The sequence below is a fragment of the Burkholderia sp. USMB20 genome (assembly GCF_000949135.2).
Taxonomy (GTDB): Bacteria; Pseudomonadota; Gammaproteobacteria; order Burkholderiales; family Burkholderiaceae; genus Burkholderia.
Map to the genome: position 1 here is coordinate 369106 of NZ_JTAN02000003.1, position 12200 is coordinate 381305.

At 65.6% G+C, this 12200-nt stretch carries 13 protein-coding genes; 8 read left to right on the forward strand and 5 right to left on the reverse strand.

The genetic code is table 11. From position 1 onward, the window contains the following. Positions 1 to 22: 22 nt before the first annotated feature. The 4 genes from PL79_RS05730 to PL79_RS05745 all read right to left on the reverse strand — a co-directional run bounded on the left by PL79_RS05730 (position 23) and on the right by PL79_RS05745 (position 4402). Complete coding sequence (locus PL79_RS05730) at positions 23 to 1474, reverse strand: bifunctional 2-methylcitrate dehydratase/aconitate hydratase (protein ID WP_044845312.1); 1452 nt, start codon at positions 1472 to 1474, stop codon at positions 23 to 25. A 22-nt stretch (positions 1475 to 1496) separates the two neighbouring features. Beyond that, entirely contained in the window at positions 1497 to 2006 is a 510-nt protein-coding gene (locus PL79_RS05735) for a hypothetical protein (protein WP_044845313.1), read from the reverse strand. Between the two features lie 223 nt (positions 2007 to 2229). Further along, positions 2230 to 3234 (reverse strand): HpcH/HpaI aldolase/citrate lyase family protein, encoded by a 1005-nt coding sequence (locus PL79_RS05740; RefSeq protein WP_044845314.1) that lies wholly within the window; start codon positions 3232 to 3234, stop codon positions 2230 to 2232. 181 nt (positions 3235 to 3415) lie between these two features. Next, complete coding sequence (locus tag PL79_RS05745) at positions 3416 to 4402, reverse strand: malate dehydrogenase (protein ID WP_044843799.1); 987 nt, start codon at positions 4400 to 4402, stop codon at positions 3416 to 3418. A gap of 288 nt (positions 4403 to 4690) precedes the next feature. On the opposite strand from PL79_RS05745, the gene PL79_RS05750 reads away from it, so the two are divergent. From PL79_RS05750 to gltA, 7 genes are all read left to right on the forward strand, one after another. Next, positions 4691 to 5521, forward strand: a complete 831-nt coding sequence (locus PL79_RS05750; protein WP_082088449.1) for a GntR family transcriptional regulator — start codon at positions 4691 to 4693, stop codon at positions 5519 to 5521. Between the two features lie 170 nt (positions 5522 to 5691). Then, positions 5692 to 6108 (forward strand): succinate dehydrogenase, cytochrome b556 subunit, encoded by a 417-nt coding sequence (gene sdhC, locus PL79_RS05755; RefSeq protein WP_012365678.1) that lies wholly within the window; start codon positions 5692 to 5694, stop codon positions 6106 to 6108. Between the two features lie 4 nt (positions 6109 to 6112). Next, positions 6113 to 6481 carry a succinate dehydrogenase, hydrophobic membrane anchor protein gene (sdhD, locus tag PL79_RS05760; RefSeq protein WP_006399546.1) on the forward strand — a complete coding sequence of 123 codons (369 nt, stop codon included), beginning with the start codon at positions 6113 to 6115 and terminating at the stop codon, positions 6479 to 6481. Between the two features lie 3 nt (positions 6482 to 6484). Beyond that, positions 6485 to 8260 carry a succinate dehydrogenase flavoprotein subunit gene (sdhA, locus tag PL79_RS05765; RefSeq protein WP_044843800.1) on the forward strand — a complete coding sequence of 592 codons (1776 nt, stop codon included), beginning with the start codon at positions 6485 to 6487 and terminating at the stop codon, positions 8258 to 8260. Positions 8261 to 8281: 21 nt separating this feature from the next. Continuing rightward, positions 8282 to 8983 carry a succinate dehydrogenase iron-sulfur subunit gene (locus PL79_RS05770; RefSeq protein WP_011658352.1) on the forward strand — a complete coding sequence of 234 codons (702 nt, stop codon included), beginning with the start codon at positions 8282 to 8284 and terminating at the stop codon, positions 8981 to 8983. An 8-nt stretch (positions 8984 to 8991) separates the two neighbouring features. Continuing rightward, on the forward strand, positions 8992 to 9264 hold the full coding sequence (locus tag PL79_RS05775) for an FAD assembly factor SdhE (protein ID WP_044843801.1): 273 nt from the start codon (positions 8992 to 8994) through the stop codon (positions 9262 to 9264). Between the two features lie 65 nt (positions 9265 to 9329). After that, positions 9330 to 10631 carry a citrate synthase gene (gene gltA / locus PL79_RS05780; protein WP_044843802.1) on the forward strand — a complete coding sequence of 434 codons (1302 nt, stop codon included), beginning with the start codon at positions 9330 to 9332 and terminating at the stop codon, positions 10629 to 10631. A gap of 90 nt (positions 10632 to 10721) precedes the next feature. On the opposite strand, the gene PL79_RS05785 is transcribed toward gltA, so the two are convergent. After that, entirely contained in the window at positions 10722 to 11711 is a 990-nt protein-coding gene (locus PL79_RS05785) for a helix-turn-helix domain-containing protein (RefSeq protein WP_044843803.1), read from the reverse strand. A gap of 72 nt (positions 11712 to 11783) precedes the next feature. On the opposite strand from PL79_RS05785, the gene PL79_RS05790 reads away from it, so the two are divergent. After that, positions 11784 to 12173, forward strand: a complete 390-nt coding sequence (locus PL79_RS05790; RefSeq protein ID WP_044843804.1) for a VOC family protein — start codon at positions 11784 to 11786, stop codon at positions 12171 to 12173. Positions 12174 to 12200 lie beyond the last annotated feature (27 nt).

The following is a 12200-nucleotide window of genomic DNA, read 5'->3' on the forward strand; positions in this document are numbered from 1 at the left end:
CAAAGAGTCCTGTAGATGACGGCTATATCACATACAAGTCGACGTACTCATCGACCGGCATCGCTTCGAGCTTTGCCTGGTCCAGCGACACGTCGAGAATCGCTTGTTGCTGCTTTGCCGGGAAACGGCGGGCGAGGTTGGTCCGGAACTTCTCGACCAGGAGCGGGATGCCGTCCGCACGGCGTCGCTGATGGCCGATCGGGTATTCGACCGCTACTTCGGCAAGCGTGGACCCGTCCGCGAATTCGATCGTCAGCGCATTCGCGATCGACCGCTTGGCCGGGTCATGGTAATCCTTCGTGAACTGCGGATCCTCGACGCACACGGTTTTCGCGCGCAGCGCGTCGATGCGCGGATCGGCGGCGACCGCGTCTTCGTAATCGGCCGCGGTCAGCCGGCCGAACAGCAGCGGCACGGCGACCATGTACTGGATGCAATGGTCGCGGTCGGCCGGATTGGCGAGCGGGCCCTGCTTGTCGATGATGCGGATCGCGGCCGCGTGCGTGCGGATCGTGATCCGGCTGATATCGTCGGTCGTGCGGCCCGCCGCGGCGAGCTGCGCGTGCAGCTGCAGCGCGGCCTCGGCGGCCGTCTGCGCATGGAATTCGGCGGGGAACGCGATCTTGAACAGCACGTTCTCCATCACGTACGTGCCGTACGGGCGCTGGAAACGGAACGGCTTGCCGTCGAACAGCACGTCGTAGAAGCCCCAGGTTTTCGCGGTGAGCGCCGACGGGTAGCCCATTTCACCCGTTTTCGCGATCAGCGCGAGGCGCACCGCGCGGGACGTCGCGTCGCCGGCCGCCCACGACTTGCGCGAACCGGTGTTCGGCGCGTGGCGGTAGGTGCGCAGCGCGTGGCCGTCGACGAATGCGTTGGATACCGCGTTGATCAGCTCGTCGCGCGTGAGCCCGAGCAGGCGGCCGACGACGGCCGTCGACGCCACTTTCACGAGCAGCACGTGGTCGAGCCCGACCGCGTTGAATGAATTCTCGAGTGCGAGGCAGCCCTGGATCTCGTGGGCCTGGATCATCGCGACGAGCACGTCGCGCATCGCAAGCGGCTTCCTGCCGGCCGCGACGGCCGTGCGGGACAGCCAGTCGGCCGTCGCCAGGATCCCGCCGAGGTTGTCGGACGGATGACCCCATTCGGCGGCGAGCCAGGTGTCGTTGAAGTCCAGCCAGCGGATCATCGCGCCGAGGTCGAAAGCGGCCTGGACGGGATCGAGCTGGAAGGACGTGCCGGGCACCTTCGCGCCGTTCGGCACGATCGTGCCGGGCACGACGGGGCCGAGCAGCTTGGTGCAGGCCGGGTAGGACAGCGCCTCGAGTCCGCATCCGAGCGTGTCGATCAGGCAATGACGCGCCGTCTCCAGCGCGAGCGCGCTGTCGATGCCGGTGTTCAGCACGTAGTCGACGATATCGACGAGTACCGTATCCGGAGCGGGGCGGACGTTGGAGACCGAGGCGGACATCGAGGAGCTCGGGAGAGCGCGCTTAGTTCGTTGCCGGCTTCAGCTCGTTCGATTGCGTCGGAGCCGGCGTGCCTTGCGCCATTTCCGGCGTCACGCATTCGTCGGCGAGACGCTCGCCGCCGTTCGCGTCGCTGAACAGCATCGCCTTGCTCGGGATCACGACGAGCTTGAAGCCCGCGGCCGGATCGTAGAACGTGTCGGCGCCCGTCGTCGTGGCCTGACGCGGCAGCTTGTAGTTCTTCTTCGCCCAGTGAACCGTGACGACCTGGTCACGCTTCATGTCGCCGGCGAGGTCGAACGACAGGCCGTCCTTGCACGACCACTTGGCCGCGCCGTCCGGTACCGGATCGACCTTGGCCGCGGCACGCGCCTGCGCCTTCTTGCTGCGCGGAACGATGCGCTTGGCCGGCGCCGGGCGCTTGGCCGTCTTCTTCGCAGTCGTCGCCGTATCCTGGGCGAACGCGCTCGGAGCCGACACCAGCATCGTGGCGGACAAGGCGCCGATGGCGGTAGCGATCAGGAGTTTCTTCATGGAGTCAGAACCTTTCGATAATCAGTTGACAAGGGCCGGCAGCTGACACCGCCGGCCGGTTTGAAACTGCACGCGCCCCGGAAGCGCGCAGCGGCCGCTATTTTCACCTATTTGGCCGCGCACATATCAGGTTTTCGGGCTCCGTTACGTTTTTTGTCGTTTCGCCAACCCGTCTCGGGTTCGCGCCCCGGTGATTCGATGAAATTCGTGTGCCGGCGCGCGCTCACCGCGCGTCTCCGGCGGCCGGGCCGAACAGCGGCGCGGCCTCGGCCGGCACCGGCTGGCCGGTCGCCCGCGCGCGGCGCAGCACCGACCAGTAATAGCGGTAGCTCGCGCGATCGTGCAGTGTATCGCCGTGGCGCGTCGGGCCCCAGTCGGCGGCCTGCGCCGCCAGCAGGATCTCGGCGGCCAGCGCGACTTCATCGGTGCGCGGCGCGAACGCGTCGACGATCGGGCGGATCTGCGCGGGATGGATGCTCCACATCCGCGTGAACGCGAACTCGTCGCGCGCGCGGCGCGCGTCGCCGGCGACGACGGTCATGTCGCGCACTTCCGTCGTCACGTTGTGCGACGGCGTCTTGCCGTGCGCGTGGCAGGCGGCGGCGATTTCCAGCTTCGCGCGGCGCACGAGCGGATGGTCGAACTGGCCGGGCGAGCGCATCGCCGCATCGGGAATCGCGCCGTGATGCGCGGACACGAAGTCCATCAGCCCGAAGCTCAGCGTGCCGACCAGCGGCAGCGCGGCGAGCGCGGCCGCCTGGGCGAGCGCGCCGTGCGTCTCGACCAGCACGTCCACCGGAATCGGCTGCGCGAGGCCGAGCTCGCGGCGCGTGCCTTCGATGAACGCGACCATCTCGGCCGCGTCGGCGGCGCTGGCGATTTTCGGCAGCGTGACGTAGGCCGGCGCGCGCGCGGCGCGCAGCACGATGCGCACGTCGTCGCGCCAGTGGGGATGGGAAAAGTCGTGGATGCGGACGCCGACCCGCCCGAAGCGGTTCTCGGCGCCGCCGAGGCATTCGGCGACGAGCTGCGCGTGCGCGGCTTCCTGGCCGACGGCCGCGCCGTCCTCGCAGTCGAGCGTGATGTCGAACACGGGGCCGAGTTCGGCCTGGAGCGCGAGCGACTTGCGCATCAGCTTCTCGCTGCCCGCGTAGTGATCGCAGCAGGGCAGGATCGCGGGCGGGGACGCCCCGTCGTACAGCACTTGTGCAGGAGTGAGCGCGGACATCTCTTCTACGTCAAGGAAGCGGGCAACGTGGAGAAAATCGGATTCGGGCACGTTCTGGGCCGCGCGCTGGGCGCCTGGGCGGCAAAACGTGCCCGGATCGGATCGGGCGGCGGGGCCGGCTGCAGCCCCGCCGCCCGTGCCGTGGCCGGCCCGCCCGGAGGCGCCCGGCCGTGCAGCCTGCTTAGTTCTTCAGCAGGTGGGCGACGCCGTCGCGCTCTTCGAGCAGCTCGGCCAGCGTGCCGTCCATCTTCTCGCGCGAGAACGCGTCGATTTCGAGGCCTTCGACACGCTTGTACTCGCCGTTTTCGCACGTGACGGGCACGCCGTAGATGATGTCTTCGGGGATGCCGTACGAGCCGTCCGACGGGATGCCCATCGTGACCCACTTGCCGTTCGTGCCGAGGACCCAGTCACGCACGTGGTCGATCGCCGCGTTGGCTGCCGACGCCGCCGACGACAGGCCGCGCGCTTCGATGATCGCCGCGCCGCGCTTGCCGACGGTCGGGATGAACGTGTCGCGGTTCCACACGTCGTCGTTGATCAGCTTCAGCAGCGACTCGCCTTCGACGGTCGCGAAGCGGAAGTCGGGGTACATCGTCGGCGAGTGGTTGCCCCACACGGCGAGCTTCTCGATCGACGCGACCGGCTTGCCCGACTTGGCGGCGAGCTGCGACAGCGCGCGGTTGTGGTCGAGGCGCAGCATCGCCGTGAAGTTCTTCTTCGGCAGATCCGGTGCCGACTTCATCGCGATGTATGCGTTGGTGTTCGCCGGGTTGCCGACGACCAGCACCTTCACGTCGCGGCTCGCGACTTCGTTCAGCGCAGCGCCCTGGACCGTGAAGATCTCGGCGTTCGCCGACAGCAGGTCCTTGCGCTCCATGCCCTTCGAGCGCGGACGTGCACCGACCAGCAGCGCGACGTCTGCATCCTTGAATGCAACCTTCGGATCGTCGGTGATCACGACGCCCGCGAGCAGCGGGAACGCGCAATCGTCGAGTTCCATCACGACGCCTTTGACGGCGGCTTGGGCTTGCGGGAGGTCGAGCAGTTGCAGGATGACCGGCTGGTCCTTGCCGAGCAGGTCGCCGTTCGCGATGCGGAACAGCAGGGAGTAAGCGATTTGACCTGCGGCGCCGGTGACGGCAACGCGCTTTGCGGGCTTAGCCATTGAAAATCTCCAGGACGGGTGAAGCGGTGGACGCTAGGCAAAACGCCATTCTATGCGCGTTACGCGTAGCGTTGCATTGAAGCAGGGCGGAGGATTCGCGAAAGGCAGACGCGGTGAACCTGGAGACGGCCGTGGCACGTAGCCGGGGACGCATTTTGCACCCGCGAACCCTTGCTCGCCCCGGAGTGTAGGAGCCGATGGACCCAAAGTCAAACGGTATCATATGTCTTATATAAGACAGATGTTTTGCGGAATTTGAGTGGACGGAAAAGCGCGGTTTGTGATGAAATGCGCGCCATGACATCGAACCAGGCGAACAACGCGAATCCGACCGGCGCAGGCGGCCCAGGGCAGCCGGGCGCGGGCGATTCCGTGCCGGCGCCTGCGCCTGCCGCTTCGCCGTCGCCGACATTCAGTCCGTTATACCAGCAGATCAAGTCATTGATCACGCAAAGTCTCGAATCCGGTGAATGGAAGCCGGGCGAGATCATCCCGAGCGAAGTGGAGCTGGCTGCCCGTTACAAGGTCAGCCAGGGCACGGTTCGCAAGGCGATCGACGAGCTGGCCGCGGAAAACCTCGTGGTCCGGCGGCAAGGCAAGGGTACTTTTGTTGCGACGCACAATGAGGATCGCGCGCAGTTCCGCTTCCTGCGGCTGCTGGCCGACGACGGTGCCGAGCATCCGCACGTGAGCCGCCTGCTCGAATGCCGGCGCCTGCGCGCGCCGGCCGAGATCGCGCGGCAGCTCGACCTGAAGCCGGCCGATCCGGTCGTGCAGGTGCGTCGCCTGCTGGAATTCGAGAACGAAGTGACGGTGCTCGACGAGATCTGGCTGCCGGGCGCGATGTTCCGCGGGCTGACGTTCGAGCGGCTGAGCGAGTACAAGGGCCCGCTCTACGCGATGTTCGAGACGGAATTCGGCACGCGGATGATCCGCGCGACGGAGAAGATCCGCGCGGTGGCGGCGGAGCCGGCGGTGGCCGACCTGCTGCACGTGCCGGCGGGTTTTCCGTTGCTGTCGGTCGAGCGCGTGTCCTATACATACGGAGACCGGCCGGTGGAAGTGCGGCGCGGCTGGTATGTCACAACCGGGTATTACTATCAGAATGACTTGAGCTGACGACGGATCGGCACAAGCAGCGTGCACGCGGGTTTCGCATTTTCGCGTAGCACGTTTCGGGCCGCCTTTATTCCCGTTCGCGTAATGATCCAGAGCAGACTTTCGCTGCAGCGCGATATAAAAAGGCGCTAAAATCGCGGATTAGTGTGACAACATAGTAGGGGTCTAGCATGACTGACGCAGTAAGAAAGCCGAGGCCGGAATACCGGAACATCGGAATCGGCGACATCACCTTGAAATATCGCATGCCGCTGGCGGCGATATTGTCGATTCTCCACCGAGTCAGCGGCGCGCTGCTGTTCCTGTTCCTGCCGTTCCTGCTGTTCCTCTTCGACCAGAGCCTCACCTCCGAGCTCAGCTTCGAAGTCTTCAAGGCTTTCCTCTCCAACATCGTCGTCAAGCTGATCGTCCTCGCGCTGTCCTGGGCGTTCCTCCACCATTTCTGCGCCGGCATTCGCCACCTGCTGATGGACGTCAACCACGACGCCGTCTCGAAGGAAGGCGGCAAGCGGACGGCCGTCGTCGTCTTTGTCGTCTCGATCGCGCTGACGATCGCCATGGCACTCAAACTGTTCGGAGCATTCTAAGAAAATGGCAGCCAATAACCGAATCGGCTCGAAGCGCCTCGTCGTCGGCGCTCACTACGGCCTGCGCGACTGGCTCGCGCAGCGCGTCACCGCCACGATCATGGCGGTCTACACGGTCATTCTGCTCGTCCTGTTCTTCGGCGCGCATGACTTCTCGTACGAAGGCTGGGCATCGATCTTCTCCGCGCAATGGATGAAGCTCGCGACCTTCGTGACGCTGCTTTCCCTCTTCTACCACGCATGGGTCGGCGTGCGCGACATCTGGATGGACTACGTGAAGCCCGTCGGTGTGCGCCTGCTGCTGCAATCGCTGACCATCGTCTGGCTGCTCGCATGTGCGGGCTACGCCGCGCAGATTCTCTGGAGAGTGTAAAGAATGGCTGCAATCAAAACTTCCCTGCCGCGCCGCAAGTTCGACGTGGTGATCGTCGGCGCGGGCGGCTCGGGCTTGCGCGCAGCGCTGCAACTGTCGCGCGCGGGCCTGTCGGTCGGCGTGCTGTCGAAGGTGTTCCCGACCCGTTCGCACACGGTGGCCGCACAGGGCGGCATCGGCGCGTCGCTCGGCAACATGAGCGAAGACAACTGGCACTTCCACTTCTACGACACGATCAAGGGTTCCGACTGGCTCGGCGACCAGGACGCGATCGAGTTCATGTGCCGCGAAGCACCGAACGTCGTGTACGAACTGGAACACTTCGGCATGCCGTTCGACCGTAACGCGGACGGCACGATCTACCAGCGTCCGTTCGGCGGCCATACCGCGAACTACGGCGAGAAGCCGGTCCAGCGCGCTTGCGCGGCCGCCGACCGTACCGGTCACGCGCTGCTGCACACGCTGTACCAGCAGAACGTCGAGGCGAAGACGCAGTTCTTCGTCGAATGGATGGCGCTCGACCTGATCCGCGACGCGGACGGCGACGTGCTCGGCGTGACGGCCCTCGAGATGGAGACGGGCGACGTCTACATCATGGAAGGCAAGACGACGCTGTTCGCGACGGGCGGCGCAGGCCGGATCTTCGCGGCATCGACCAACGCGTTCATCAACACCGGCGACGGCCTCGGCATGGCTGCCCGCTCGGGCATCGCGCTGCAGGACATGGAGTTCTGGCAGTTCCACCCGACCGGCGTGGCCGGCGCGGGCGTGCTGATCACCGAAGGCGTGCGCGGCGAAGGCGGGATCCTGCGCAACGCGAACGGCGAGCGCTTCATGGAACGCTACGCACCGACGCTGAAGGACCTGGCGCCGCGTGACTTCGTGTCGCGTTCGATGGACCAGGAAATCAAGGAAGGTCGCGGCGTCGGTCCGAACAAGGATCACGTGCTGCTCGACCTGTCGCACATCGGCGCCGAGACGATCATGAAGCGTCTGCCGTCGATCCGCGAAATCGCGCTGAAGTTCGCGAACGTCGACGCGATCAAGGAACCGATCCCGGTCGTCCCGACGATCCACTACCAGATGGGCGGCATCCCGACCAACATCCACGGTCAGGTCGTCGGCACGTCGCGCGGTCACAAGGATCCGGTCAACGGCTTCTACGCAGTGGGCGAGTGCTCGTGCGTGTCCGTGCACGGCGCGAACCGCCTCGGCACGAACTCGCTGCTGGACCTCGTGGTGTTCGGCCGTGCGGCCGGCAACCACATCGTCGAGCACGTGAAGAACCAGAAGGAACACAAGCCGCTGCCGGCCGACGCAGGCGAATTCTCGCTGGCGCGTCTGAACAAGCTCGACAAGTCGAGCTCGGGCGAGTACACGCAGGACGTCGCGAACGACATCCGCGCGACGATGCAGAAGCACGCAGGCGTGTTCCGCACGTCGGCGCTGCTGAAGGAAGGCGTCGACCAGATGGCCGGCCTGAAGGCCCGCGTGGAAAACATCCACCTGAAGGACAAGTCGAAGGTGTTCAACACCGCGCGCGTCGAAGCGCTCGAGCTGGAGAACCTGATCGAAGTCGCCCGCGCGACGATGGTGTCGGCGGAAGCGCGCAAGGAAAGCCGCGGCGCGCACGCCCACAGCGATTACGAACACCGCGACGACGACAACTGGCTGCGCCACACGCTGTGGTACAGCGAAGGCGATCGCCTCGACTACAAGCCGGTTCAAATGAAGCCGCTGACGGTCGACTCCGTGCCGCCGAAGCCGCGCACGTTCTAAGCCGAGTCAAAGGAATCCGAAATGGCAAAACGCATTTTTGAAGTCTACCGCTACGATCCGGACAAGGACGCGGCACCGCGCATGCAGACGTACGAGCTCGAGATCCAGCATGAGCGCATGCTGCTCGACGCACTGGTCAAGCTGAAGGCCGTCGACGAGACGCTGTCGTTCCGCCGTTCGTGCCGCGAAGGCGTGTGCGGTTCGGACGCGATGAACATCAACGGCAAGAACGGTCTCGCGTGCCTGACGAACCTGAACGACCTGCCGCAGAAGATCGTGCTGCGTCCGCTGCCGGGCCTGCCCGTCGTGCGCGACCTGATCGTCGACATGACGCACTTCTTCAACCAGTATCACTCGATCAAGCCGTACCTGATCAACGACGCGCCGCCGCCGGAGAAGGAACGTCTCCAGTCGCCGGAAGAACGCGACGAGCTCGACGGCGTGTACGAGTGCATTCTGTGCGCGAGCTGCTCGACGTCGTGCCCGAGCTTCTGGTGGAACCCGGACAAGTTCGTCGGCCCGGCCGGCCTGCTGCAGGCTTACCGCTTCATCGCGGATAGCCGCGACACCGCCACCGGCGAGCGTCTCGACAACCTGGAAGACCCGTACCGTCTGTTCCGTTGCCACACGATCATGAACTGCGTCGACGTTTGCCCGAAGGGCCTGAACCCGACGAAGGCGATCGGCAAGATCAAGGAACTGATGGTTCGCCGCGCGGTTTAAAGTTTGTGATGAGCGACGATTCGCATCAATCCGACCCGCACCGTCGCGCGCGCCTCCGCTGGCGCGCGCGGCGGGGTCTGCTGGAAAACGACATCGTATTCGAGCGTTTCTTCAGCAGATACGAGCATGACCTCACCGATGCAGACGTAGGCGCGTTGTCGCGCCTGCTCGATCTGAGCGACAACGACCTGATGGACTTGCTCCTCGCGCGCAAGGAACCAGAGGGCGACCTAGACAGCCAGGACATTCACCGGCTGTTGGAGATGCTGCGCAACGTGTAACGCCAAGGTGTAACGCGCTGTGCCCGTTATCGAATCCCGTTTCTATTTTCGATTGAGGATGTGCCATGACTCCGTCTGATGTTAAAGCCACGCTATCGTTCAGCGACAACTCGCCGAGCGTCGAACTGCCGATCTACAAGGGCACGATGGGCCCGGACGTGATCGACATCCGCAAGCTGTACGGCCAGACCGGCAAGTTCACGTACGACCCGGGCTTCATGTCGACGGCAGCTTGTAATTCGGCGATCACGTACATCGACGGCGACAAGGGCGAACTGCTGTACCGCGGCTACCCGATCGACAACCTCGCGCAGAACGCCGACTTCCTCGAGTCCTGCTACCTGCTGCTGAAGGGCGAGCTGCCGAACGCGGCGCAAAAGAAGGAATTCGTCGACACCGTCACGAAGCACACGATGGTGCACGAGCAGATGCACTTCTTCTTCCGTGGCTTCCGCCGCGACGCGCACCCGATGGCGATCCTGGTCGCCGCGGTCGGCGCGCTGTCCGCGTTCTATCACGACTCGCTCGACATCAACGACCCGCGTCACCGCGAAGTGTCGGCGATCCGCATGATCGCGAAGCTGCCGACGCTCGTCGCGATGGCGTACAAGTACAGCATCGGCCAGCCGTTCGTGTATCCGAAGAACTCGCTGTCGTACAGCGCGAACTTCATGCACATGATGTTCTCGAACCCGTGCGAAGAGTACAAGGTCAACGACGTGCTCGTCCGCGCACTCGACCGCATCCTGATCCTGCACGCCGATCACGAGCAGAACGCATCGACGTCGACGGTCCGCCTGGCCGGCTCGTCGGGCGCGAACCCGTTCGCGTGTATCGCGGCCGGTATCGCGTGTCTGTGGGGCCCGGCGCACGGTGGTGCGAACGAAGCCGCGCTGAACATGCTCGAGCAGATCGGTTCGCCGGACAACATCCCCGAATTCATCAAGCAGGTGAAGGACAAGAATTCGGGCGTGAAGCTGATGGGCTTCGGTCACCGCGTGTACAAGAACTACGACCCGCGTGCGAAGCTGATGCGCGAAACGTGCTACGAAGTGCTGAACGAACTCGGCCTGCACGACGACCCGCTGTTCAAGCTCGCGATGCAGCTCGAGAAGATCGCGCTGGAAGACGAATACTTCGTGTCGCGCAAGCTGTACCCGAACGTCGACTTCTACTCGGGTATCGTCCAGCGCGCGCTGGGCATCCCGACGTCGATGTTCACGTGTATCTTCGCGATGGCACGTACGGTCGGCTGGATCGCACAGTGGAACGAAATGATCGCGGATCCGGAACAGAAGATCGGCCGTCCGCGTCAGCTGTTCATCGGCGACACGCCGCGCGAAGCGAAGCCGCTCAACGCACGTTAAGTCGTGCGCGGCGCGAACGGCCGCAAGGCCGCTCGCGTCCGGCAACCGCAACGCCCCGACACCCCGGTGGGACATCCCGCCGGGGTGTTTTCATTTGCGCGGCCGACGCTGGCCCGAGCCGGCGCGGCGTTCCAGCGACGGCGGGCGTGTGTCGAGCGGCGGCGAGTCGGTGCCGGTGTCGCTGTCGGGCGCGTGGCCGTGTTGCGCGAAGAACTGCCGGTATGCGCCGGGCGTCATGCCGCGCGCGGCGAGGAACTGGCGGTTGAAGTTCGCGGCGTTCGGAATGCCGCAGCGCGCGGCGACCGTCGCGATCGGCCAGTCGGTGCCGACCAGATGGCGGCACGCATGCGCGAGCCGCAGCCGCTGCACGTAGCGGCCGACGCTTTCGCCGAGGTGCCGTACGAACAACCGCTGCAGCGTGCGTTCGGACATGTGCGCGACGGCCGCGAGCGCATCGACGCGCAGCGGCTCGTGGAACTGCCGGTCGATCGCGTCGAGCACGCGATCGAGCCGCTCGGCTTCGGGCGCGGCGGCGTTCGCGGACGGCGACGCTGCAGCGGGTTGATCGTAGGCCTGCGCGGTGGCGAGCGGTTCGCCGCCGGCGTCCGCGAGATCGGCGAGCGTGTCGAGTGCGGCCGCGAGGCGAATGCGCGGCGAAGGGTCGAGCAACTGCGGCAGCCGCGCGCGCATCGCACGGGCCGTATCGGCGTCGAATGCGAGGCCGGGCGCCGCGCGCCGCAGCAGCGAGCGCAGCGGCGCGTACTCGGGGCAGCAGTCGGCCACGCGTCGTGCCCAGTCACCGTCGAACCAGACGACGAGCGCGACTTCCGGCGCCGCGCGATCGATGCGCGCATTCGACGACCACGTATGCGGCAGGTTGGGCGGCACGAGCACCAGATCGTCGTCCGCATAGCGCGCGACGTGATCGCCGATGAAGCGCTGGCCGCGGCTGTTCAACGTCAGCGTCAGTTCGTACTCGGGATGACGGTGCCATTCGAACGGAATGCGCGCGAGCTGGCGGTGGTACACGCGGATCGAACAGCCGGGGGCGAACGTCACGTGCTCGTACTGCGGTTTCATCGCGGCCTCCGGGCGAGGGCGGGCAGCGCGCCGTGGCATGATCGTGATCGATCGTCACGACGGAGCGATGCCATGTTTTCACATGTTTGCGTGGGCGTCAGCGATACCGCGCGCGCGTACGACTTCTACGCGCCGCTGTTCGCGGAACTCGGGCTGCGGCTGAAGTTCAGCGAGCCGGACGGCTGGTCGGGCTGGATGCCGGCCGACACCGACCGGCCGCTGTTCTTCTTCGGCCGGCCGCTCGACGGCCGCGCGCCCGAACCCGGCAACGGCCATACGATCGCATTCGACGCGCCGACGCGCGCGCAGGTCGACCGCTGCCACGCGCTCGCGCTGCAGCAGGGCGGCGCCTGCGAAGGGCCGCCGGGCCTGCGGCCGCACTATCACCCCGACTACTACGGCGCGTATTTCCGCGACCCGGACGGCAACAAGCTGTGCGTGGTCTGCCATCGTCCGGAGTAGCGAGCGGTTTGTCAGGATTGTATCGAT